Consider the following 24,336-nt stretch of genomic DNA (forward strand, 5'->3'; position numbering starts at 1 on the left):
CGCCCACTGCGTTTTGACGCGCCCGATTCACCTCGACTTGGGTAAACTGGCCGCCCTTCGCGGAGGCTGACATGCAAGACGACGATTTTTCCCTGTTCAAAAGCGCGATCCAAGGCGTCAAGCCGATCAAGCACGATCGCGCCGAAACCGGCAAACCCAAGGCTGACCGCGCGCAGATTGCCAAGCTGCGTCAGGCGGCGACCATCCGTACCGACGTTGCCGCGGTAGACGGCCTGTCCGACCAGTTCGTGATCGACGTCGGCCCGGAAGACGAGTTGATGTGGGCGCGTGACGGAGTGCAGGAAAGCCAGATGCGCAAGCTCAAGATCGGGCAGATCCCGTTCGAAGGCAGCCTCGACCTGCACGGCATGAACGTCGAAAAGGCCCGCGAAACACTCTGGGCGTTTCTCGCCGAAGCGACAAAATTCGAAATCCGCTGTGTGCGCGTGACCCACGGCAAGGCTGTCCGCCTGGACGGCAAACGGCCGATGATCAAAAGTCATGTCAACACCTGGCTGCGCCAGCATCCGCAAGTGCTTGGCTTCACCTCCTGCCAGGCCCGACACGGCGGCGCCGGAGCGGTTTATGTGATGCTCAAGCGCACCATGATGGAAGGTCGCGACGAGTAAAGCTGACGCGTCGCGCTTGCAGCGCCGTGCCGGCCACCGTACCCTTGCCCTTTGCGTAAAATCCCACAGGTAGTTTCATGTCCCTGGAACAGAATTACACGGCGATCCTCGGCCAGCTGGGCGAGGACGTCTCCCGCGAAGGTCTGCTCGACACGCCAAAGCGTGCCGCCAAAGCCATGCAGTACCTTTGCCGCGGTTATGAACAATCGCTTGAAGAAGTCACCAACGGTGCCTTGTTCAGCTCCGACAACAGCGAAATGGTGCTGGTCAAGGACATCGAGCTCTACTCGTTGTGCGAACACCACCTGCTGCCTTTCATCGGCAAGGCGCATGTCGCCTACATTCCGAGTGGCAAGGTGCTGGGCCTGTCGAAAGTCGCGCGGATCGTCGATATGTACGCCCGCCGCCTGCAGATTCAGGAAAACCTCAGCCGCCAGATCGCCGATGCGGTCCAGCAGGTTACTGGTGCCCTGGGTGTTGCCGTCGTGATCGAGGCCAAGCACATGTGCATGATGATGCGCGGTGTGGAGAAACAGAACTCGACGATGATCACCTCGGTGATGCTCGGTGAGTTCCGCGAAAACGCGGCCACCCGCAGCGAGTTTCTCAGCCTGATCAAGTAACGCGCGGCACGAAGAAAACCGGCATTCATCGCCGGTTTTTTTTCACCTGCGAAAAATCAGGTAAGCTGCGCGCCTTTCCTCTTCACCCCGTGAGGCTTGTCCCGTGTTAGTCAAAGCGCTTCGTGTCGGCCTCGGCCAGTTGATCATCTTCATCGATTTCGTCACCCGCCCTGGCAAGAAGCAGCGCCCGGCTGCCGCTCAGGCCCAGGTCGAGCAAGCCGCCAAAGGCCTGACCCTGTATCAGTTCCACGCCTGCCCGTTCTGCGTGAAAACCCGCCGCACCCTGCGCCGCCTGAATGTGCCGGTGGCCCTGCGTGATGCGAAGAACAACGAGCAGGATCGCCAGGCCCTGCTGGATCAAGGCGGCAAGATCAAGGTGCCGTGCCTGCGTATCGAAGAAAACGGCCAGACCACCTGGATGTACGAGTCCAAGGTGATCATCGAGTATCTGGACAAGCGATTTGCGACAGCCTGATAGCACTGTGCTGCACTGACGCCTGCGGAATCGGCCGGACGGCACGGTCACCGCACATTTCAGACAACAATAAACCGGCCCTTTGGCCTAATGCCATTCAGTTAAGAAAACAAAGCCGAACACGAAACCCGTGGCGAGGGAGCTTGCTCCCGCTGGGCTGCGTAGCAGCCCCAAAAGAGGGCCGCTTTGCGCCCCAGCGGGAGCAAGCTCCCTCGCCACGGTTCTGTGTTCGGCTGGTCTTTGACTTAACTGATCGGCATTAGCCCGTTGGCCGGTTTTTTCGTTTCCGCCCTCCCCCCCAGGCCGCTTGCGCAGCCTGGGCCTGGCGCCGGGGAAAACACCAGCATCGAAAGACTGAGCATTTCTGACGCCTGTTCTGGCGCTTTCGCGGGCACCGAAGCGCCGCCCGCCCCCACAGCAAACACGTCTAGATCGGCGATATATCCCTATTGCCAAACTTCTCGTCGACAAAATCAAAAACATTATTTGCTTTCTTTGTATACAAAAGCATAATTCGCTTCGTGCGAGTTCCTGACCTTATAGTCAACAAATTCGCAAGTACCTCAAAGAGCCGCTGCCCCCCTTGCGTGTCCGGCTCTGGAAATAACAATAAAACTCTTGAGGAGTACTCGCTGTGGAAAGCCGCAAATCCGAAGCATCGACGCTGGATCTCTCGCCGCCTTTACGCACTGGCTGGCTGGAGCGTCTGTTTAAACTCAGCTTGCATGGCACCACGGTGAAGACCGAGCTGATTGCAGGTCTTACTACCTTCATCACCATGGCCTACATCATTTTCGTCAACCCCAACATCATGGCCGATGCCGGGATCGACCACGGTGCAGCCTTCGTCGCGACCTGCATCGCCGCGGCACTCGGTTGCCTGCTGATGGGCCTGTACGCCAACTGGCCGGTTGGCCTGGCACCGGGCATGGGCTTGAACGCATTCTTCACCTACACCGTGGTCGGCACCATGGGCTACAACTGGGAAACCGCACTGGGCGCAGTGTTCGTGTCCGGTGTGTTGTTCATGATTCTGACGTTCTCCCGGATCCGTGAATGGCTGCTCAATAGCATTCCGGTGAGCCTGCGCTTCGCCATGGGCGCCGGTGTGGGCCTGTTTCTGGGGCTGATCGGCTTGAAGACCGCCGGCATCGTTGTCGACAGTCCGGCGACCTTGATCAAACTCGGCTCCCTGCGCGAGCCTGGCCCGCTGCTCGCGGCCATCTGCTTCCTGATGATCGCGGTGCTGAGCTACCACCGCGTATTCGGTGCAATCCTCATCAGTATCATCACTGTGACCCTGGCCGGTTGGGGCCTGGGCCTGGTGCATTACGAAGGGATCATGTCCGCGCCACCCAGCCTGGCCCCGACCTGGATGGCCATGAACGTTGCCGGCGTGTTCAACGTCAGCATGATCAGCGTGGTGCTGGCGTTCCTCTTCGTGCACATGTTCGACACCGCCGGCACCCTGATGGGCGTGGCCCAGCGCGCCAATCTGGTCGGTGAAGACGGCAAGATCGAAAACCTCTCCCGCGCCATGAAGGCCGACAGTGCTTCCAGCGTATTTGGTGCGGTGGTCGGAGTTCCACCGGTCACCAGCTATGTGGAAAGTGCCGCGGGCGTGGCCGCGGGTGGTCGGACAGGTCTTACCGCAGTGACCGTCGGTGTGCTATTTATTGCTGCCATGTTCTTCGCACCGCTGGCCGGGATGATTCCCGCCTACGCCACCGCTGGCGCACTGATTTATGTGGCGATGCTGATGATGGGCGGCATGGAGCACATCAAATGGAGCGATGCCACCGACAGCATTCCAGCGATCGTCACCGCAATCATGATGCCGCTGACCTTTTCGGTAGCCGATGGTATCGCCCTGGGCTTTATCACCTACGTGGTGCTCAAGGCCGGTACCGGTAAACACAAGGAAATCTCGGTCAGCCTGTGGGTCCTGTGCGCGATTTTCATCGCCAAGTTCATTTTCTTGTAGGTAGGACGCACCGTCGGCTGCGGCGAAACACCCGCAGCCTGGTGCTTTAAACGCCTCACCCGGTCGGGTGGGGCTTTTGCATAAATGGAGGAAAGTAATGAGTCTGGAAACCTGGCTGCTGTTCAGCGGCGCTGCCCTGGTGGTCATCCTGATCCCGGGCCCCTTGTCGTTGCTGATGATCAGCAACAGCCTGAATTACGGCTTGCGCCGTTCCTACCCGGCGTTTCTCGGCGGGGTGTTCGCCTCGATCTGCCTGTTGAGCGCATCGGCGCTGGGCCTCGGCGCCCTGCTGCTGGCGTCGGAGCAGTTGTTCAGCGCCCTGAAGATTGTCGGTGCGCTGTACCTGTTCTACCTCGCGTGGCAGAGCTGGCAGCAATCACGGCAACCGGCTCACGCCACTGAAGTCCCGCAAGCGGCAGCGGTCCCGCGCTTTCGGGCGCTGTTCGGACGCGCGTTTGTACTGGGCGCGAGCAATCCGAAGGACATCCTGTTCTTTGCCGCCTTCCTGCCGCAGTTCCTCACGGCACAACAACCCTTCCTGCCGCAGTTGCTGATCATGATCCTTACCTGGACCGTGCTCGACCTGTGCTGCAAGCTGGCCTACGGCCTGGGTGCCCACGGCGCGGCGCGCTACCTGCGGAGCGGCAAGGGCCAGAGCTGGTTCAACCGGGTCAGTGCCGGGTTGTTCAGCGGAGCAGGTGCTGCTTCGTTGTTGAGCCGCTAAAGAGCAGAAACATCGCGGACAAGTCGGATCGTCGACTTGCCCGCGAAGACGCCAGACCAGAAAGCCCATTTCTCAAGGACGAAAAAAAGCCCGCAGTGTGAGCGGGCGAAAGACCAAAGAAGCTTTTTGCGCAGATTCTTGGGGGAGATCTAGCTTCCTCTGTAGGTCGAATAGCTATACGGCGAGATCAGCAACGGCACATGGTAGTGATCCTGCTCTGCCGAGATGCCGAAGCGCAGCACCACCACATCCAGAAACGCAGGTTCCGGCAGCTGTACACCGCGAGCGCGGTAGTAGTCGCCCGCATGAAACTGCAGCTGATAGACCCCGGAGCGGTAGTCATCGCCTTGCAACAAGGGCGCATCGCAACGGCCGTCGCTGTTGGTCAGTGCGCTGGCGACCAATTCCAGCTGCGAACCTTCAACGCGGTACAACTCGACCTTGATCGAGCTGCCCGGGCAACCGTGTGCTGCGTCCAAAACGTGTGTAGTCAAACGTCCCATTGATTCTGCGCGCCTGCCTGCGTGCACGGCAGCCAGGCTTCGCGCCTCCCGGAGTCAGTTAAAAAGGAGACCGCACCCTTTCGGAGCACCGAAAGCGGCGGCGAGCGACTGATTAAGACACTTTTCAAAAAAATTGTACACAATAAAAACGACATATTTCTACGCACCCCGACCCACCTGGCTTTCGTACCAATCATCCGCCAGACCCTGTATTGCAACGACCCCCCGTCCAATAGCTGACCACTCAGGCAGGTTTCTTGCAGAAGCCTCTGGAGAAAGCCGTTGATGAAAAATGCAAAAAATCAGGCTTACAAAGTCAATATAAAGTTGTATACAATCACACCATCGCTGTGACGCCAGCCTGCCACCTCACCACCAGGCCGCCACACCACCCTTATCGCGAATAAGCAAACTCGAACAAGAAGGAAGACTGCAGTGAGCGCTGATTACCCACGCGACCTGATCGGTTACGGCAGTAACCCTCCCCACCCACACTGGCCGGGCAATGCCCGCATCGCCCTGTCCTTCGTGCTCAATTACGAGGAAGGCGGCGAGCGCAACATCCTGCACGGTGACAAGGAGTCGGAAGCCTTCCTCTCGGAAATGGTCTCGGCGCAGCCGTTGCAAGGCGCGCGCAACATGAGCATGGAATCCTTGTACGAGTATGGCAGCCGTGCCGGCGTCTGGCGGATCCTGAAACTGTTCAAGGAATTCGACATTCCACTGACCGTCTTCGCCGTCGCCATGGCCGCCCAGCGCCATCCGGACGTGATCCGCGCGATGGTCGAGGCCGGTCACGAAATCTGCAGCCACGGCTACCGCTGGATCGACTACCAGTACATGGACGAAGCGCAAGAGCGCGAGCACATGCTCGAAGCCATCCGCATCCTCACCGAAATCACTGGCGAGCGTCCGCTGGGCTGGTACACCGGTCGCACCGGCCCCAACACCCGCAAGCTGGTGATGGAAGAAGGCGGTTTCCTCTACGACTGCGACACCTACGACGACGACCTGCCCTACTGGGAACCGAACAACCCGACCGGCAAGCCGCACCTGGTGATCCCCTACACCCTGGACACCAACGACATGCGCTTTACCCAGGTCCAGGGTTTTAACAAGGGCGACGACTTCTTCGAATACCTCAAGGACGCCTTCGACGTGCTGTACGCCGAAGGTGCCGAGGCCCCGAAAATGCTCTCGATCGGCCTGCACTGCCGCCTGATCGGCCGTCCGGCGCGCCTGGCCTCGCTCAAGCGCTTTCTCGAATACGCTAGAAGTCATGAACAGGTGTGGTTCAGCCGTCGCGTTGACATCGCTCGTCACTGGCAAGCAACCCACCCGTACCAAGGGCCTGCACAATGAGCCACTTCCAAACCCTGAAGCCATCGACCCTGAGCCGCGACGCGTTCGTCAACGCCTTCGCCGATATCTATGAACACTCGCCATGGGTCGCCGAAAAGGCGTTCGACCTGGGCCAGGACGCTTCGATCGACGAGATCGAAACCCTGCACCAGCGTATGAGCGACATCCTGTTGAGCGCCGATCATGACCGCCAGTTGGCCCTGATCAACGCTCACCCGGACCTGGCAGGCCGTGCGGCCGTCCAGGGCCAATTGACCGAAGCCAGCACGAACGAACAAGCCGGCGCCGGTATCCACCAATGCTCGAGCGATGAGTTCCAGCGCTTCACCGAGCTGAACGACGCCTATAAAGCCAAGTTCAAGTTTCCCTTCATCATGGCGGTAAAAGGCAGCAACCGGCATCAGATCCTCGCAGCGTTCGAAACGCGCATCCACAACCCGGTCGACATCGAGTTCAAATGCGCGCTGGCGGAGATCAACAAGATCGCCCTGTTCCGATTACTGACCCTATAGCAAGCCTGGCCTTTGTGAATTCATGAACGCCGAATTCACTCCGGGCCCTGCAAGCATCCCAAGCCACTTACTTAAAGGCAGACAAGAAGAATGAAAGCTTACGCCGTACCTTTCGAGAAGTTCGTCAACCTGGCCGACGCCCGCCTGGGCACCAAAATCATCTCGGTCACCGATGACTGGTTCGCAGACGCCAACCGTCTGTTCCAACCGACCCCGGCCGTCTGGAAGGAGGGCGTGTTCGACGACAACGGCAAGTGGATGGACGGCTGGGAGTCGCGCCGCAAGCGCTTCGAAGGCTACGACAGCGCGGTGATCCGCCTGGGCGTACCGGGCTCGATCAAGGGCGTGGACATCGACACTTCATTCTTCACCGGCAACTTCCCGCCGTCTGCCTCCCTGGAAGCCTGCTTCCTGGCGAGCGGCGAGCCGAACGAAAGCACCCAGTGGGTTGAAGTGCTGTCGGCCGTCGAGTTGCAAGGCAACAGCCACCACTACCACGAAATCAACAACGACCAGGCGTTCAGCCACCTGCGTTTCAACATCTACCCGGACGGTGGCGTAGCCCGTCTGCGCGTGTATGGCGTTCCGTTCCGCGACTGGTCGGCGGTGGGCGACAACGAACAGGTTGACCTGGCTGCCGCCCTGAACGGTGGTCGCGCCCTGGCCTGCTCCGATGAACACTTCGGCCGCATGAGCAACATCCTCAACCCGGGCCGTGGCATCAACATGGGCGATGGCTGGGAAACCGCCCGTCGTCGCACCCCGGGCAATGACTGGGTCATCGTCGCGCTGGGTCATCCGGGCGAGATCGAGAAAATCGTCGTCGACACCCTGCACTTCAAGGGCAACTACCCGGACACCTGCTCGATCCAGGGCGCGTTCGTCAAGGGCGGTACCGACAGCCAGATCGAAACCCAGTCGCTGTTCTGGCGTGAACTGCTGCCAAGCCAGAAGCTGGAAATGCACGCCGAACACACCTTCGCCGAGCAGATCAAGGCCCTGGGCCCGATCACCCACATCCGCCTGAACGTGTTCCCGGACGGTGGTGTGAGCCGCCTGCGTGTTTTGGGCAAGGTCGCTAAATAAGCGCAGAACCCTGTGGCGAGGGAGCTTGCTCCCGCTGGGCTGCGAAGCGGCCCCAAAAAAACGGGAGCGCTGCGCACTCCAGCGGGAGCAAGCTCCCTCGCCACAAACAGCAGAACAGACAACAACGAATTCAAGGTAAGAAGAACAGCATGCGCACATTGACGATTGAACCGCTGACCAAAGAAGCCTTCGCCCCTTTCGGTGATGTCATCGAAACCGACGGCAGCGATCACTTCATGATCAACAACGGTTCGACCATGCGCTTCCACAAACTGGCGACGGTGGAAACCGCTACGCCGGAGGACAACGCGATCATCAGCATTTTCCGCGCCGACGCGCAGGACATGCCGCTGACCGTTTGCATGCTGGAGCGTCATCCGCTGGGCAGCCAGGCTTTCATTCCGCTGCTCGGCAACCCCTTTCTGATCGTGGTCGCGCCACTTGGCGATGAACCTGTATCAGGCTTGGTCCGCGCCTTCGTCACCAACGGCAGGCAGGGCATTAATTACCATCGCGGCGTCTGGCACCACCCGGTGCTGACGATCGAAAAGCGGGATGACTTCCTGGTGGTTGATCGCAGTGGCACAGGCAATAACTGCGATGAGCATTTTTTCAAAGAGGATGAGCGTTTGATCCTTGCCCCCCACCAATAAGAGAAGAGTCCGATCACTCGACAACAGAGAGACGGGCGAGAGGTAAAGACTGTGGAAGCACATCTGTTGGAATGGCTGAACCTGAGCGTACGCTGGGTTCACATGATCACTGGCGTGGCCTGGATCGGCGCGTCGTTCTATTTCGTCTGGCTGGAAAACAACCTCAACCGGGTCAACCCGAAGAACGGCCTGGCCGGCGATCTCTGGGCGATTCACGGTGGCGGGATCTACCACCTGGAAAAATACAAGCTGGCTCCACCGACCATGCCGGACAACCTGCACTGGTTCAAATGGGAAGCCTACTTCACCTGGCTATCGGGGATCGCGCTGCTGTGCGTGGTGTTCTACTCCAACCCGACCCTGTACCTGCTGGCCCCTGGCAGCAGCCTGAGCGGTCCCGAAGGCGTACTGCTGGGTCTCGGCTCGCTGTTCGTCGGCTGGTTCGTCTACTCCTTCCTGTGCGACTCGGCCCTGGGCAAACGCCCTGCCCTGCTAGGTGGCATCCTGTTCGTACTGATCATTGCCGCCGCCTACGGCTTCAGCAAAGTGTTCAGTGGACGGGGTGCCTACCTGCACGTTGGCGCCATCATCGGCACCATCATGGTCGGCAACGTGTTCCGCATCATCATGCCGGCGCAACGTGCCCTGGTAGCGGCGATTGCCGAGAACCGCACGCCGGATCCGGCCCTGCCGGCCAAAGGCTTGCTGCGTTCGCGTCACAACAACTACTTCACCTTGCCGGTGCTGTTCATCATGATCAGCAACCACTTCCCGAGCACCTACGGCAGCCAGTACAACTGGTTGATCCTGGCCGGGATCGCAGTGTTGGCCGTGTTGGTACGTCACTACTTCAACACCCGTCACGACAGCCACAAGTTTGCCTGGACCCTGCCGGTGGCAGCGGTGGGCATGATCAGCCTGGCGTACGTCACCGGTCCTGCGCCGATGATCAACCCCGACGTGGCCAAGTCTGCGGCAAAGATCGAGTACCAGCCGCTGCCGGAAACCGCTGTCGGTGGTGGCGCAAAACCCGCTGAAACCGCACCGGCCGCCGCCCCTGCGCCAGCACCCGCCCAGGCATCCAACACAGGTCCTGCCTTCGACAAGGTGCACAGCGTGATTCAGGAACGTTGCTCGGTCTGCCACTCGGCCAAGCCCACCAGCCCGCTGTTCAGCGCGGCACCGGCTGGCGTGATGTTCGATACCCCGGAACAGATCCGCCAGAACGCCGCGCGCATTCAGGCCCAGGCCGTGGCCACCCAGATCATGCCACTGGGCAACATCACCCAGATGACCCAGCAGGAACGTGACCTGATCGGCGCCTGGATCGCACAGGGGGCGCGGACCCAATAAATGCAGCAAAAGCCCGTGATCAGCGTAATGCTGTTCAGTTAAGAAACGCTTGAAGCGAGTGAGAGACTCGTGGCGAGCGAGCTTGCTCGCGCTGGGGCGCGAAGCGCCCCCAACAAAGTGACTGCGGTCTTTCTGAACGAACTCGGCGATAGTTTTTGGGGCTGCTGCGCAGCCCAGCGCGAGCAAGCTCGCTCGCCACGGGGGGATGTATTGAGCAGCCCTATCGTTAACTGAACAGCATTGCGTGATTAGCGGGCTTTTGTGGCGAGGGAGCTTGCTCCCTCGCCACAAGAAATGATGCAAAGACAGCGGCTCGCACCGCCGCCGCTGTTCAATCACAAGAACAAAAAGATCCGAGGTGTTGCATGTCCCTGTCACCCGAAGCGCGCTGACGCTGAACCTGTTGTTCAACATTCTCGGTGGGAGCGAACGCGCGGCCATCAACGATTGTCACGCAAACGCCCATTGACCGATCGACGGGCGACGCAATGGCCGCCCTTTCACCGTTCGACCCGCAACACGACGTACACGCATGACAGGCAGACCGGCAGCCGATCCGGTCGCAGTCGGCAGCTGCCTGCGCTTTAAAAATAAGAATAATCAGGGAGCAACACCATGCTACGTACACCTTCAAGCCTGCTCTTGAGCGGCACACTGTTCGCAACTACCCAGGCCATGGCCGGGGACTTGCTGCTGTGGCAGACCAACAGCCTGAGCTATCTGTACGGCAAGAATTTTGCGATCAACCCCTCGATCCAGCAGACGGTGACCTTCGAGCACGCCGACCGCTGGAAGTACGGCGACACCTTTCTGTTCGTCGACAAGATTTTCTACAACGGCCAGCAAGACCCCAACAAAGGTCCCCACAGCTTTTACGGCGAGTTCAGCCCACGCCTGTCCGCGGGCAAGATCTTCGACCAGAAACTGCAATACGGCCCGATCAAGGACGTGCTGCTGGCCATGACCTATGAATACGGCGAAGGCGAAAGCGAGGCCTACCTGATCGGCCCGGGCTTCGACCTCGCCGTACCCGGCTTCAACTACGTCACGCTGAACTTTTACCGCCGCCAGACCGAAGGCCCGCGCCCCGGCGACGGCGTCTGGCAGATTACGCCGACCTGGTCCTACACCATCCCTGTCGGCCGCTCCAACGTCCTGATCGACGGATACCTCGATTGGGTGGTGGACAACGACCAGAACTCGCGCGGCACGTACCACGCCAACCTGCACCTCAATCCACAGATCAAGTACGACCTGGGCAAGGCGCTGAACGGCCGCGAGAAACAGCTCTATGTCGGTGCCGAGTACAGCTACTGGAAAGACAAGTACGGCGTCGAGCACAGCTCGAACCTGGACACCAACCAAAACACCGCCAGCCTGCTGGTCAAGGTGCACTTCTAGAATGGCCCGCAACGATGCCCCAGGCCTGTTATCGGTGCTCCGTTGCGAGGCGCTTGAGCCATGGCGCGGGAGCCAGTATTCTCCGCGGCCGTCTGAATCTGGTCTAAAAAAAAGCCCGGATCAAAATCCTGACCAGAAAGCCAACTTATCCCGGCCCTGGACGGTCACGAGGCAGAGTCAACTAAACGCCGAATGGACGCTTGACCGACTGTTTTCGAACAGCCGGGCTGGCGTTCTTTTGCTTTTTAAAAGCCTTGGCCCAGCATTTGCCGGGCGCTCTGAAGCTGATCGATTGGATGATTTTTGCAGCATCGAGAAAAGGCGCCACACCAGAGCGCCGTCTGACAAAAAAAACGTGGAACCACCTACTTTGGGAGCAACCGAATGAAACGTATGTGCGCTAGCCTGATGCTCGCGGGATCCTTGCTGGCAGGGGGCCAGGCAATGGCCGAAGATCTGCTGCTATGGCAGAACAACAGCCTGAGTTATCTCTACGGCAAAGACTTTCAAGTCAACCCGCGTATCCAGCAGACCGTAACGTTCGAGCACGCCGATGCCTGGAAGTACGGCGACAACTTCTTCTTCATTGACAAGATTTTCTACAACGGTAAAGAGGATGCCTTCGCGGGTGAGAACAGCCACTACGGCGAACTCCAGCCGCGCCTGTCGTTCGGCAAGATCTTCGACCAGAAATTCGAATTCGGCCCGATCAAGGACGTCCTGCTGGCCATGACCTATGAGTTTGGCGAAGACGACACCGAGTCCTACCTGATCGGTCCAGGCTTCGACCTGGCGATTCCGGGCTTTGACTACTTCCAGCTGAACTTCTACAACCGCCATACCGAAGGCGACCGCCCGGGTGACGATGTCTGGCAGGTCACTCCGGTCTGGTCCTACACCATTCCAATGGGCAGCTCTGACGTACTGATCGACGGCTTCATGGACTGGGTGGTCGACAACGACGTGAACGACAAAGGCGAATACCACGCCAACCTGCACTTCAACCCACAGATCAAGTACGACCTGGGCAAGGCGCTGCATTTTGGCGAGAAACAGCTGTACGTGGGTGTCGAATACGACTACTGGAAAAACAAGTACGGTATCGAAGACAGCCAAGGCTTCAAGACCGACCAGAGCGTGACCAGCTTCCTGGTGAAAGTGCACTTCTGATCCGGTTCAGCCAGATCGAGTCTCCGGCCGCCCCCTGCACAAGCGCATCGAGTGCAAGGGGCCATGCCGGCGGTGATGGATCATTCCCCTGCGCTACGCGGGAATGATCTACATCTAAAAAACTGATTAAACCATCACAAAATTCGCAACCATTGATCGATATGACTGGCATAGCATGCAGCCATTCCACTCTTTCAAGGGATTGCACCCATGACTTCATTTCGCACAGTACTCAGCCTGCACACCGGCCAACCCGCCTCTGATGGTGCCGGGGTCAAACTCACTCGCGTCTTCGGTGGCCCGGGGGTCGAACGCTTCGATCCGTTTCTGATGCTCGATGAATTCGGCTCGGAAAATCCCGACGACTATATCGCGGGCTTCCCACCTCACCCACACCGTGGTTTCGAAACCGTGACCTATATGCTCGAAGGCCGGATGCGCCATGAAGACCACCTGGGCAACGTCGGTTTGCTGCAAAGCGGTGGCGTGCAATGGATGACGGCGGCCAAAGGCATCATCCACAGTGAAATGCCGGAGCAGGAACAAGGCGTGATGCGTGGCTTCCAACTGTGGCTGAACTTGCCGGGCAAGCACAAACTCGACCCGGCCGGTTATCGCGACATTCCACCGGCCGAGCTGCCACGCGTGAAAACCGCGCAAGGTGTCGAGGTGGTGGTGATCGCAGGCCTGTTCGAAGAGGGTGCAGTCAAACAGGCTGGCGCGGTACAACGGCCAGACACTGAACCCCACTACCTCGATTTACACCTGCCAGCCGGCAGCCACATCACGCCAGAACTGCCGGACGGGCATCGGGCGCTGCTGTATGTCTATGAAGGCAGCATCCAACTGCCGGGTCATCCGCACAGTGTGGGCGCCAGTAAACTGGTCCGTTTGTCGGATAAAGGGACAGTACACCTGAGCAGCCAGTCAGGAGCACGCGTGCTGTTGATGGCTGGCAAGCCACTGGGTGAGCCGATCGTGCAGTACGGGCCGTTCGTGATGAATACCCGGGACGAGATCGAACAGGCACTCCGGGACTTTCGTGATGACCGACTGACTGCCTGAGGTATTCCACGCCTGCAACCGGGCCATCGCGAGCCAGCTAGCGATGGCCGCACACCGTACTCAAGCCGGGATGGCAGGCTCCTGCAGCCGCAAAAACCGGCACAACTCATCGCGCTTGGCCAAGGCATCGCGCCGGCCAAGCTCGATCAGCTCACTGCAATATCCGGATTCGAACAGCAAATAACTCAACACCCCGGCACCGCTGGTCTTGGTCGCACCCGGCCCGCGCAGGAACAGGCGCAACGCCGCCGGCAGCTCCTGGCGGTGACGCGCGGCGATCTCGTCGATCGGCTGGCTCGGCGCAATCACCAGCACCTCCACGGGCGCCACCCCCAGCTTGCGGGCCGAACTGCCCGGGGGCATCACATGGCTGAACTGGTTCAAGCGCTGCAGCAACTCGATGTCGCTCTCCAGGCTGTCAATGAACGTACTGTTGAGCATGTGCCCGCCGATCTGTGCCAGCGACGGCTGCTGTCCACTGTAGGTGCGTTGCAAGGGGTTATCCGGGTCGACACCGCGCGGATTGCCGCTGACCCCCACCACCAGCACCCTGTTGGCGCCCAGGTGCAACGCCGGGCTGATGGGGGCCGACTGCCGCACGGCCCCGTCGCCGAAATACTCGCTTTCGATTTTCACCGGGGCAAACAACAACGGGATCGCCGAACTGGCGAGCAAATGATCAACGGTCAATTGCGTCGGCACACCGATGCGTCGATGGCGCAGCCAGGCATCGATGCTTCGTCCCCCTTGATAGAAGGTCACGGCCTGCGCGGACTCGTAGCCGAACGCGGTGAGCGCCACGGCGTGCAATTGCTTTTGGGCGATGGCCTGGTTGATCCCGGACAGGTCCAGCTTGGCGTTGAGCAGTTCGCGCAGCGGTGAACTGTCGAGCAGTGCCACCGGGACCTTGGCACCGATCCCCAGCAAGCTGTGAATGACAAAGCGACTGGCCTGGCGGATCACCCCTGGCCAGTCGCTGCGCAGCACCTGTCGGCTGCGAAAGCCTTGCCAGAATGCGGTCAGGCGTTCGACCGCCGCGGTAAAGTCCGTCGCCCCGCTGGCCAGGCTCACCGCATTGATGGCCCCGGCCGACGTGCCGACGATCACCGGAAACGGGTTGGCTGCCCCTGGAGGCAGCAATTCGGCAATGGCCGCCAGCACACCCACCTGATATGCCGCACGAGCCCCACCGCCGGAAAGAATCAGTCCTGTAACCGGCTCAGCTGAACTCATCGCAACACTCCATGGCGCCAGGGGGCTTCAATCCGGCGGGGTCGGCTCAACCACGCTTGTCATACAGTTTCGGCTCGCCTCGGGGGCGGCTCTTGAAGCGTCGGTGAGCCCAGAGATACTGCTCCGGGCACGCACTGACGGCGCGTTCGATCCACTGGTTGATGCGGATGCAATCCACTTCGTCGCTTTCCCCGGGGAAATCGCTGAACGGCGCATGGATCACCAGGCGATAACCACTGCCATCGGCCAGACGCTCCTGGGTGAACGGCACCACCAACGCCTTGCCCAGCTTGGCGAACTTGCTGGTGGCCGGAACCGTGGCCGCCATGATCCCGAACAAGGGCACGAAGATACTCTGCTTGGCGCCGTAATCCTGGTCCGGTGCGTACCAGATCGCCCTGCCCGAGCGCAGCAACTTGAACATGCCACGCACGTCTTCGCGTTCGATGGCCAGCGAGTCGAGGTTGTGCCGCTCGCGGCCCCGACGCTGGATGAAATCGAACAGCGGGTTTTTATGTTCGCGGTACATGCCGTCGATGGTGTGTTGCTGGCCGAGCAAGGCCGCACCGACTTCCAGGGTGGTGAAGTGCAGGGCCATCAGGATGACTCCCCGGCCCTCACGTTGAGCCTGCTTGAGGTGCTCCAGGCCTTCGATGTGGGACAGGCGCGCCAGACGCTCGCGTGGCCACCACCAACTCATGGCCATTTCAAAGAAGGCGATACCGGTGGAGGCGAAGTTTTCCTTGAGCAACCGCTTGCGTTCGGCCGGTGTTTTTTCCGGAAAACACAACTCAAGGTTGCGCTTGGCAATGCGGCGGCGGTCACCCGCGACCCGATACATACCGGCACCGAGTACGCGACCGATGCGCAGCAACCACGGATACGGCAACTGAACGACCAGCCACAGCAGCCCTAGACCGCACCATAGCGGCCAAAAGCGTGGCGAAAGAAATGCAGCTCGAAATTGCGGGCGATCCATTAACGATTCCGGAAAGACAATGGCCGCGCATTCTACAACGGTTCGACCCGGCTTGCGGCCTGCGGGCGTTCTCGTTATAAGTCTCGGCACTTTTAGTGACAAGCCGTTTTATGCCGACCATGAGCCAAACCGACCCGCTAGACCAAGATCCCGTGTTCCAGTTGAAGGGCAGCATGCTCGCCATTACGGTGCTGGAACTGGCCCGCAACGACCTGGAAAACCTCGACCGTCAACTGGCGGCGAAGGTTGCTCTGGCCCCCAACTTCTTCAGCAATGCCCCGCTGGTGCTGGCCCTGGACAAGCTCCCGGCCAGCGAAGGCGCCGTGGACCTGCCCGCGCTGATGCGTGTTTGTCGCCAGCATGGCCTGCGCACACTGGCCATCCGCGCCAGCCGCATCGAAGACATTGCGGCGGCGATTGCGGTCGACCTGCCAGTCTTGCCACCGTCCGGCGCCCGCGAACGGCCGCTCGACCCGCTGGAAGGCGAAATCAGGAAAAAACCGGAAAAACCGCCGGAGCCCACGGTCAAACCGACGCGAATCATCACTTCGCCAGTACGGGGTGGCCAGCAGATTTACGCCCAGGGTGGCGATTTGGTAGTGGTTTCCTCGGTCAGCCCGGGGGCGGAACTTCTCGCCGATGGCAACATCCATGTATACGGCCCGATGCGCGGTCGTGCGCTGGCCGGTGTAAAAGGTGACACCAAGGCACGGATTTTCTGTCAGCAAATGAGCGCTGAACTGCTGTCCATCGCCGGCCATTACAAGGTTTCCGAGGACCTGCGCCGTGATCCGCTATGGGGCACTGGCGTACAAGTCAGCCTGTCGGGCGACGTGTTGAACATCATTCGGCTTTAACGGATACTGCCGCATTTTCCAAGCATCTCTAAAACGTAGTGAAAACGGCTCAAACGAAGTAGGAAAAAGGCACAAGGCTGTGTTTACCGGAGGTAAACCCCGCCCCAGGCCGAATTCCAGCCAAGGCTGTCCGACTGCAGTAGTTTTCAAGAGATGTTTTTCGGGGCTAAAAGTCCTTTTTCCTTAGGGGTAAAACACCTTGGCCAAGATTCTCGTGGTTACATCCGGCAAGGGTGGTGTGGGTAAAACCACCACCAGCGCCGCTATCGGTACCGGCCTCGCTCTGCGTGGTCACAAAACAGTCATCGTCGACTTCGACGTCGGCCTGCGTAACCTCGACCTGATCATGGGTTGCGAGCGTCGTGTGGTGTATGACTTCGTCAACGTGGTCAACGGCGAAGCCAACCTGCAGCAGGCCCTGATCAAGGACAAGCGCCTTGAGAACCTCTACGTCCTGGCCGCCAGCCAGACCCGCGACAAAGACGCGCTGACCGTCGAAGGCGTGGAAAAAGTCCTGATGCAACTCAAGGAAGACTTCGAGTTCGTGGTCTGCGACTCCCCGGCCGGTATCGAGAAAGGTGCCCACCTGGCCATGTACTTCGCCGATGAAGCGATCGTCGTGACCAACCCGGAAGTGTCCTCTGTACGTGACTCCGACCGCATGCTGGGCCTGCTGGCCAGCAAGTCCCGTCGCGCCGAAAGAGGCGAAGAGCCGATCAAGGAACACCTGCTGATCACCCGTTACCATCCAGAGCGCGTGAGCAAGGGCGAAATGCTCGGCGTCGAAGACGTCAAGGACATCCTCTCGGTGACCTTGCTCGGCGTGATCCCAGAATCCCAGGCGGTGCTCAAGGCATCCAACCAGGGGATTCCGGTGATCCTCGATGACCAGAGCGATGCTGGCCAGGCCTACAGCGATACCGTTGATCGCCTGTTGGGTAAAGACCGCGAACACCGGTTCCTTGATGTCGAGAAGAAGGGATTCTTCGAGCGTCTGTTTGGAGGTAGATAATGAATCTTTTTGACTTCTTTCGTGCCAACAAAAAAGTAAACACCGCATCGGTAGCGAAAGAGCGTCTACAGATCATCGTGGCGCACGAACGCGGCCAACGCAGCTCCCCTGATTACCTGCCAGCCCTGCAGAAGGAGTTGGTCGAGGTGATCCGCAAGTACGTCAATATCGGGTCCGATGATGTGCACGTCGCACTGGAAAACCAGGGCAGCTGCTCGATTCTGGAACTCAATATCACCCTGCCAGATCGCTGAGTCGATCCGGCTGGAGCCACGGCAGTTAGAACACCTGCTGATCTAATGTGGGAGCGGGCTTGCCCGCGAAGGCGTCGGTACAATCAACATTGATGTTGGATGTTCCGCCCTCTTCGCGGGCTAGCCCGCTCCCACACGTTTGTTACGAGGCTGTTTTAATGCCGCTGTCGAATATCCGCATCATCCATCAGGACGCCGCCGTACTGGTGGTGAACAAGCCTACCCTGCTGCTCTCGGTGCCCGGTCGCGCCGATGACAACAAGGACTGCCTGATCACCCGCCTGCAAGAGAATGGCTACCCGGAAGCCCGCATTGTCCATCGACTGGACTGGGAAACGTCAGGGATCATCCTGCTGGCACGCGACCCGGATACCCATCGCGAACTGTCTCGGCAGTTTCATGACCGTGAAACCGAAAAAGCCTACACCGCGCTGTGCTGGGGCCAACCGGAACTGGACAGTGGTAGCATCGATTTGCCACTGCGCTACGACCCGCCGACCAAGCCACGGCATGTGGTGGATCATGAGTTCGGCAAACATGCGCTGACCTTCTGGCGCGTGCTGGAGCGCTGTGGCGACTGGTGTCGCGTGGAACTGACCCCCATCACCGGCCGTTCGCACCAGTTGCGCGTACACATGCTGTCCATCGGTCATCCACTGCTGGGCGACGGGCTCTATGCCCACCCACAGGCCCTGGCGGCCTGGCCGCGGTTATGCCTGCATGCCAGCATGCTCAGCTTTACCCACCCGCAAAGTGGCGAACGCCTGCGCTTTGAGTGCCCGGCACCGTTCTAAGAGCCTTGAACCTTGCTCGTGGAACCCATCGACACCTGAAGGACCCCGGACCGATGACGCTTAACTCACTCCTATTGTCGACGCCCCTCGAGAAAGCCCCGCAACAGCTGCTTTATCTCGTCTACGGCGACAAAGACGTGTACCGGCGCGAAGCCAAGTTCAGCATGCTCACCGCCCTTTCCCAACTCAAACGGGGCGAGTCACTGTGCATCAGGGTCATGACCGATCGCCCGCAGGACTATGCGGGCTGGCCGGTCGACACCATCCCCTTGAGCGAGCAGACCCTCACGGCCTGGCAGGGCGAAAACGGTTATCACCATCGACGCAAGGCCTGCGCCATCGCCGAAGGGCTGAAACTGGCGAAAAAGACCCTGTTCGTCGACACCGACACCCTGTTTCTGGACACCCCTCATCGCCTCTTCGAGCGGATCGGGCCAGGACAGTATGTGATGGACCGCTTTGAGTACGACTGGAGCCATGTGTGCGAGCGCCCGGACTATGTGAAGCTGGGCAAGTGCCTGCTCGCCCATGGCATCTCTGCGCAAAACAGCTTCAAGTTGTACAACAGCGGCCTGTGTGGCGTTACCGACGACGATCCCCCCTGCTTGAAACGACCGTGCGCCTCATCGACGAATGGACCCGGGACTCGTTCGATATCCATACGATCGAGCAGATTGCCCTGTCATTCACGATGCGCGGCAAGCCGGTGCAAGAGGCGAAGAAGTTCGTTTATCACTACTTCGCCGAGAAACGCTTTTTCCATGCCATGCAAAAGCACTTCTTCACCCGACATGGCGAAGCGTTCCGCCCCGAACTCCCCGTGCTCTGCACCGAAGTGCCACGCTGCAAACCATTTCCCTCGCCCTGGCAGCGCCTGCGGATCAAATGGAAGTTGCGCAACACGCGTGGCAACGTGAAAAAAGTCGGCCGCAACCTGCTGTATGGCAGCGCCGCTCCCGATCACCCGTACTACGAAGTCTGTCGGCATGAGTGGTGGGAATCCGCCTCCCGGGAGATTCTGCGCTGGGACGAAAGCGCGCAGAAAAAATTCTTCGGGAACGAAAAAGGTCGCTGGCCAAAACACCTGCCCAAGCCTGCAAAGTCGGCCGATGAACAGACCATCATTGCCTATCTGCGCAAGCGCTTGACACATTGATCCGCTGTCGCGAGTCCGTTGCCGTGCCGCCAAAGCACTTGCCCAAAGCCTTGGGCCAATACGTTAAACTCGCGACACCGCTGTCTGGAGCTACTTATGCGCGAAGAGTTGAACCAAGGCCTGATCGACTTCCTCAAGGCCTCCCCTACCCCGTTCCATGCCACCGCCAGCCTTGTCCAGCGCCTGGAAGCGGCGGGCTATCAGCGCCTCGATGAGCGCGAGCCCTGGACCACCGAAGCCAACGGCCGTTATTACGTGACCCGCAACGACTCCTCGATCGTTGCCATCAAGATGGGCCGCAACTCCCCGCTGTACGACGGCATCCGCATGGTCGGCGCCCATACCGACAGCCCCTGCCTGCGGGTCAAGCCGCAACCGGAACTGCAACGCCAGGGATTCTGGCAGTTGGGCGTCGAAGTCTATGGTGGCGCGCTGCTCGCCCCGTGGTTTGACCGCGACCTGTCGCTGGCCGGCCGTGTGACCTTCCGCCGTGACGGCAAGGTCGAAAGCCAGCTGATTGACTTCAAGACACCGATTGCCACCATTCCCAACCTGGCCATCCACCTCAACCGTGATGCCAACCTGGGCTGGGCCATCAACGCACAGACCGAGCTGCCGCCGATCCTCGCGCAGTTTGCCGGTGACGAGCGCGTGGACTTTCGCGCGGTGCTCACCAATCAGCTCGCCCTGGAACATGGGCTGAACGCCGACGTGGTGCTCGACTACGAGCTGAGTTTCTACGACACCCAGGGCGCTGCCGTGATCGGCCTGCATGGTGACTTCATTGCCGGCGCGCGCCTGGACAACCTGCTGTCGTGCTACGCCGGCCTGCAAGCATTGCTCAATGCCGAGACCGACGAAACCTGCGTGTTTGTTGCCAACGACCACGAAGAAGTCGGCTCCTGCTCGGCCTGCGGCGCCGACGGCCCGATGCTGGAGCAGACCCTGCGGCGCCTGCTGCCTGAAGGCGAAGAGTTCGTCCGCACCATTCAGAAATCCCTGCTGATTTCGGCCGACAACGCCCACGGCGTACACCCCAACTACGCCGACAAGCACGACGCCAACCACGGCCCGAAACTCAACGCCGGCCCGGTGATCAAGGTCAACAGCAACCAGCGTTACGCCACCAACAGCGAAACCGCCGGGTTCTTCCGCCACCTGTGCATGGCCGAAGAAGTCCCGGTGCAGAGCTTTGTGGTCCGCAGCGACATGGGTTGTGGCTCGACCATCGGCCCGATCACCGCCAGCCACCTGGGCGTGCGCACCGTGGATATCGGCCTGCCGACCTTCGCCATGCACTCGATCCGTGAGCTGTGCGGCAGTCATGACCTGATCCACCTGGTGAAAGTGCTCAGCGCGTTCTACGCCTCTCGCCAATTACCTTGAGCCTGGGGGTGGCGAGGGACCGCGTTCCCTCGCCCCATCCAGCACCCGGACTACTTGAGCCATCAGTGACAAACATCAATCTGTCCCGCACGAAAGCCACCTAAACTCAAACCTGTACATTTCTAAGGCCATCGCCATGATCTCGATGTCTCTGTTCAACGCCCTGCTCATCCCTATCCTGACGGGCATGATCCTGCTGGCCATCGGCTTCAACTTTCGCGACAAAAACGCCGGCGTGTTTGCAATGTGGGTCGGCATGCTGATCATCCTCGCCACCGTCGTGATCAAGATCCTCGCCAAACTCAACGAATAAAGGCGCACTGCGCTCGCATTGATATTGCCCCCCTCGTACACTCGGTCAACCTTTACCTGTCGAGGTTGACCGCCCCGTGTTCGCTCGCCTGCTTGCCCTGCCGTCCACTCTGTTGATTTGCCTGCTGATGTGGCTGCCCATGGCGCCCGCCCATGCGGTCGGCTTGCCGGGCCTGCTTGGCGGCTCGGCCAAGGCCCAGCCCGAGGCCACGGAACCTTTGGGGCAATCGCTGGACGAGGTGATCAAGGCGCTGGAAAACGATCAGCAACGGACCCGGCTGCTGGCTGACCTGAAGAAGTTGCGCGACGCCACCAAGCAAGCCCAGCCGCCCGCCGAAGATGGGGTGCTCGGCCTGATCGGCAGTACCCTGGGCAACCTCGAACAACAGTTTTACGGCGACGCCAGTCCACTCGCGCGCTGGTCCGCCGAGTTCGACCTGGCCAAGGAAGAATTCAACGCGCTGCTACTGCCCGCCAGTGAATGGCTGCCCATCGTCTTTGCCTTCGCCCTGATCCTGATGCTCTGGAGCCTGTTGGCGGCCGCATTGATCTGGCTCAGCCATCGTTTACGCACGCGCTTCGGCCTGACCGAAGAATTGCCGCAACACCCCAAGACCTGGGACCTGCTGCGGTTCGCCCTGCGCAAACTCGGCCCCTGGCTGATCGCCCTGTTGATCACGGTGTACATGAGCTACGCGCTGCCATCGTCATTGGGGAAATACCTGGCCATGGTGCTGGCCTATGCGCTGGTGGTCGGCACCTGCTTCTCGGCCGTCTGCGTCATTGCATTTTCCCTGCTCGACGGCCCGCACCGCCACCGCGCCCTGTACATCCTGCGGCATCAGGCTTTCCGCCCACTGTGGCTGATCGGCAGCTTTGCCGCCTTCGGCGAAGCCCTGAACGATCCGCGACTGGTCACCAGCCTCGGTGTCCACCTGGCCCACAGCACCGCGACCCTGGCCAATGTGCTGGCCGCCTTGTTCACCGGCCTGTTCATCCTGCGTTTTCGCCGGCCCATCGCCCACCTGATCCGCAACCAACCCCTGGCCAGGCGCCTGACCCGCCGGGCATTGAGTGACACCATCGATATTCTCGGGACCTTCTGGTATTTGCCCGCATTGGTGCTGGTGGGGGTCTCGCTGTTTGCCACCTTCCTGTCAGCCGGCGATACCAGCACGGCGTTGCGCCAATCGCTGATCTGTACCGTGCTGCTGGTGGTGTGCATGGTCGTCAACGGCCTGGTCCGCCGCCAGGCGCTCAAGCCGCAACGCAGTGCCAAGCGCCACGCCCTGTATTCGGAGCGCCTCAAGGGTTTCGTCTACACCCTGGTGCACCTGATGGTATGGCTGGCGTTCATCGAACTCGGCCTGCGGGTCTGGGGCCTGTCACTGTTCCGCTTCACCGAAGGCGAAGGCCACGATGTCAGTGTCAAACTGTTCAGCCTGGCCGGCACCCTGATCTTCGCCTGGCTGATCTGGATCCTCAGCGACACCGCCGTGCACCACGCCCTCACCCGCTCGCGCAAGGGCCTGGCCAACGCCCGCGCCCAGACCATGATGCCGCTGATCCGCAACGTGCTGTTCGTCGCGATCTTCATCGTTGCGCTGATCGTCGCCCTGGCCAATATGGGCATGAACGTCACGCCACTGCTGGCCGGTGCCGGCGTGATCGGCCTGGCCATCGGTTTCGGTGCGCAGTCGTTGGTGGCCGACCTGATCACCGGATTGTTCATCATCATCGAAGACTCCCTGGCCATCGACGACTACGTCGACGTCGGCGGCCACCTGGGCACCGTCGAAGGCCTGACCATCCGCACCGTGCGCCTGCGGGACATCGACGGCATCGTCCATACCATCCCGTTCAGCGAAATCAAAAGCATCAAGAACTACTCACGGGAATTCGGCTACGCCATCTTCCGCGTGGCCGTGCCCTCCAACATGGAAATCGACGACGCCATCAAACTGATGCGCGAAGTCGGCCAGAAAATACGCACCGACCCCCTGCAACGACGCAACATCTGGTCGCCCCTGGAAATCCAGGGCGTGGAAAGCTTCGAATCCGGCAACGCCATCCTCCGCGCCCGATTCAAGACCGCACCGATCAAACAGTGGGAAGTGTCGCGGGCCTTCAACCTGTCCCTCAAACGCCACCTCGACGAAGCCGGGCTGGACCTGGCGACACCGAGGATGAACATTCAAGTGATGACCGCCGGTGGCGGGCAAGCGAAGGAATAAACCCTGAAAACGGACGCCGAGCGTTCAGCGCGGCCACCCACCCGCACAAACAACCAACCAACCAAAGCGGGCTGCTCCGCAGCCCAGCGGGAGCAAGCTCCCTCGCCACAAAAAGCAAAACAACACACCTCTATACCTTCACACCTGTGCACCCCACACCTGCATACCTGCACACCTGTGCACTTCACACCTGCATACCTGCAAACCTGCGCACTTCACACCTGCATACCTGCAACCTGCGCACTTCACACCTGCAAACCTGCAAACCTGCGCACTTCACACCTGCAAACCTGCAAACCTGCGCACTTCACACCTGCAAACCTGCAAACCTTCGCACTTCACACCTGCAAACCTGCAAACCTGCGCACTTCACACCTGACTACCTCACACACATACCTGCACACCTACCCCCACACTCAACAGGCCGAGCGTTAGCTCGCCTGCCGCTCTTGATCTTGCTTTGGCTTTTGATCTTGATCCGCCCGCCCCATCGGCAGGCCGAGCGCAGGCGTTCATCAGGGGAATGGCGCGCAGCGCCCCTCGACGCCGTCGAGGACATCGCATGGAGGTCGGCGCAGC

At 60.1% G+C, this 24,336-nt stretch carries 23 protein-coding genes and 1 pseudogene; 21 read left to right on the forward strand and 3 right to left on the reverse strand.

Features of this window, described 5'->3' with window-relative positions; genetic code table 11:
- The first annotated feature begins 71 nt into the window (after positions 1-71).
- The 5 genes from CKW25_RS06380 to CKW25_RS06400 all read left to right on the forward strand — a co-directional run bounded on the left by CKW25_RS06380 (position 72) and on the right by CKW25_RS06400 (position 4,435).
- A complete protein-coding gene (locus CKW25_RS06380) occupies positions 72-629 on the forward strand; it encodes a Smr/MutS family protein (RefSeq protein ID WP_095078347.1) in 558 nt (185 codons plus the stop codon).
- Between the two features lie 77 nt (positions 630-706).
- Complete coding sequence (folE, locus tag CKW25_RS06385; protein ID WP_095078348.1) at positions 707-1,252, forward strand: GTP cyclohydrolase I FolE; 546 nt, start codon at positions 707-709, stop codon at positions 1,250-1,252.
- Positions 1,253-1,355: 103 nt separating this feature from the next.
- On the forward strand, positions 1,356-1,727 hold the full coding sequence (locus CKW25_RS06390; protein ID WP_095078349.1) for a glutathione S-transferase N-terminal domain-containing protein: 372 nt from the start codon (positions 1,356-1,358) through the stop codon (positions 1,725-1,727).
- A 634-nt stretch (positions 1,728-2,361) separates the two neighbouring features.
- Positions 2,362-3,711, forward strand: coding sequence for an NCS2 family permease (locus CKW25_RS06395; protein WP_095078350.1), 1,350 nt, complete (start codon positions 2,362-2,364; stop codon positions 3,709-3,711).
- A gap of 97 nt (positions 3,712-3,808) precedes the next feature.
- Positions 3,809-4,435, forward strand: a complete 627-nt coding sequence (locus tag CKW25_RS06400) for a LysE family translocator (RefSeq protein ID WP_095078351.1) — start codon at positions 3,809-3,811, stop codon at positions 4,433-4,435.
- A gap of 149 nt (positions 4,436-4,584) precedes the next feature.
- Here the strand turns inward: CKW25_RS06400 and uraH are convergent, their stop codons facing one another.
- On the reverse strand, positions 4,585-4,938 hold the full coding sequence (gene uraH / locus CKW25_RS06405) for a hydroxyisourate hydrolase (RefSeq protein WP_095078352.1): 354 nt from the start codon (positions 4,936-4,938) through the stop codon (positions 4,585-4,587).
- A gap of 435 nt (positions 4,939-5,373) precedes the next feature.
- Between uraH and puuE the strand changes: the two genes are divergently transcribed.
- From puuE to CKW25_RS06450, 8 genes are all read left to right on the forward strand, one after another.
- The gene (gene puuE / locus CKW25_RS06415; RefSeq protein ID WP_095078353.1) at positions 5,374-6,300 is read left to right on the forward strand and encodes an allantoinase PuuE; all 927 of its coding nucleotides are present in this window, start codon (positions 5,374-5,376) and stop codon (positions 6,298-6,300) included.
- A complete protein-coding gene (uraD, locus tag CKW25_RS06420; RefSeq protein ID WP_095078354.1) occupies positions 6,297-6,812 on the forward strand; it encodes a 2-oxo-4-hydroxy-4-carboxy-5-ureidoimidazoline decarboxylase in 516 nt (171 codons plus the stop codon). The genes puuE and uraD overlap by 4 nt, the downstream gene beginning before the upstream one ends.
- A gap of 90 nt (positions 6,813-6,902) precedes the next feature.
- Complete coding sequence (alc, locus tag CKW25_RS06425; RefSeq protein ID WP_095078355.1) at positions 6,903-7,898, forward strand: allantoicase; 996 nt, start codon at positions 6,903-6,905, stop codon at positions 7,896-7,898.
- Positions 7,899-8,047: 149 nt separating this feature from the next.
- Complete coding sequence (locus CKW25_RS06430; protein ID WP_008005655.1) at positions 8,048-8,551, forward strand: ureidoglycolate lyase; 504 nt, start codon at positions 8,048-8,050, stop codon at positions 8,549-8,551.
- 51 nt (positions 8,552-8,602) lie between these two features.
- Complete coding sequence (locus CKW25_RS06435) at positions 8,603-9,904, forward strand: urate hydroxylase PuuD (protein WP_095078356.1); 1,302 nt, start codon at positions 8,603-8,605, stop codon at positions 9,902-9,904.
- Between the two features lie 615 nt (positions 9,905-10,519).
- The gene (locus CKW25_RS06440) at positions 10,520-11,305 is read left to right on the forward strand and encodes an outer membrane protein OmpK (RefSeq protein WP_095078357.1); all 786 of its coding nucleotides are present in this window, start codon (positions 10,520-10,522) and stop codon (positions 11,303-11,305) included.
- Between the two features lie 384 nt (positions 11,306-11,689).
- The gene (locus tag CKW25_RS06445; RefSeq protein ID WP_095078358.1) at positions 11,690-12,475 is read left to right on the forward strand and encodes an outer membrane protein OmpK; all 786 of its coding nucleotides are present in this window, start codon (positions 11,690-11,692) and stop codon (positions 12,473-12,475) included.
- Between the two features lie 210 nt (positions 12,476-12,685).
- Positions 12,686-13,540, forward strand: a complete 855-nt coding sequence (locus tag CKW25_RS06450; protein WP_095078359.1) for a pirin family protein — start codon at positions 12,686-12,688, stop codon at positions 13,538-13,540.
- A 60-nt stretch (positions 13,541-13,600) separates the two neighbouring features.
- Here CKW25_RS06450 and CKW25_RS06455 read toward each other — a convergent pair whose 3' ends face one another.
- The gene (locus tag CKW25_RS06455; protein ID WP_095078360.1) at positions 13,601-14,773 is read right to left on the reverse strand and encodes a patatin-like phospholipase family protein; all 1,173 of its coding nucleotides are present in this window, start codon (positions 14,771-14,773) and stop codon (positions 13,601-13,603) included.
- Between the two features lie 46 nt (positions 14,774-14,819).
- Positions 14,820-15,752: a lipid A biosynthesis lauroyl acyltransferase gene (locus tag CKW25_RS06460; protein WP_095078361.1), complete on the reverse strand. Its 933-nt coding sequence runs from the start codon at positions 15,750-15,752 to the stop codon at positions 14,820-14,822.
- A 119-nt stretch (positions 15,753-15,871) separates the two neighbouring features.
- Here CKW25_RS06460 and minC point away from each other — a divergent pair, with 119 nt between their 5' ends.
- From minC to CKW25_RS06495, 8 genes and pseudogenes are all read left to right on the forward strand, one after another.
- Positions 15,872-16,609 carry a septum site-determining protein MinC gene (minC, locus tag CKW25_RS06465; RefSeq protein ID WP_095078622.1) on the forward strand — a complete coding sequence of 246 codons (738 nt, stop codon included), beginning with the start codon at positions 15,872-15,874 and terminating at the stop codon, positions 16,607-16,609.
- A gap of 199 nt (positions 16,610-16,808) precedes the next feature.
- The gene (gene minD / locus CKW25_RS06470) at positions 16,809-17,621 is read left to right on the forward strand and encodes a septum site-determining protein MinD (protein ID WP_095078362.1); all 813 of its coding nucleotides are present in this window, start codon (positions 16,809-16,811) and stop codon (positions 17,619-17,621) included.
- Positions 17,621-17,875, forward strand: a complete 255-nt coding sequence (minE, locus tag CKW25_RS06475) for a cell division topological specificity factor MinE (RefSeq protein WP_095078363.1) — start codon at positions 17,621-17,623, stop codon at positions 17,873-17,875. Before minD ends, minE begins: the two co-directional genes overlap by 1 nt.
- 158 nt (positions 17,876-18,033) lie before the next feature.
- On the forward strand, positions 18,034-18,669 hold the full coding sequence (locus tag CKW25_RS06480; RefSeq protein WP_071553988.1) for an RluA family pseudouridine synthase: 636 nt from the start codon (positions 18,034-18,036) through the stop codon (positions 18,667-18,669).
- Positions 18,670-18,722: 53 nt separating this feature from the next.
- A pseudogene (locus tag CKW25_RS06485) lies at positions 18,723-19,825 on the forward strand (hypothetical protein).
- 96 nt (positions 19,826-19,921) lie between these two features.
- Positions 19,922-21,211, forward strand: a complete 1,290-nt coding sequence (locus CKW25_RS06490; RefSeq protein ID WP_095078364.1) for a M18 family aminopeptidase — start codon at positions 19,922-19,924, stop codon at positions 21,209-21,211.
- Positions 21,212-21,347: 136 nt separating this feature from the next.
- On the forward strand, positions 21,348-21,524 hold the full coding sequence (locus tag CKW25_RS26630) for a hypothetical protein (protein WP_172736429.1): 177 nt from the start codon (positions 21,348-21,350) through the stop codon (positions 21,522-21,524).
- Positions 21,525-21,600: 76 nt separating this feature from the next.
- Positions 21,601-23,757 carry a mechanosensitive ion channel family protein gene (locus CKW25_RS06495; RefSeq protein ID WP_095078365.1) on the forward strand — a complete coding sequence of 719 codons (2,157 nt, stop codon included), beginning with the start codon at positions 21,601-21,603 and terminating at the stop codon, positions 23,755-23,757.
- Positions 23,758-24,336: the final 579 nt, after the last annotated feature.

Origin of the sequence: Pseudomonas sp. Irchel s3h17, from assembly GCF_900187505.1 — a bacterium.
Classification (GTDB): Bacteria; Pseudomonadota; Gammaproteobacteria; order Pseudomonadales; family Pseudomonadaceae; genus Aquipseudomonas.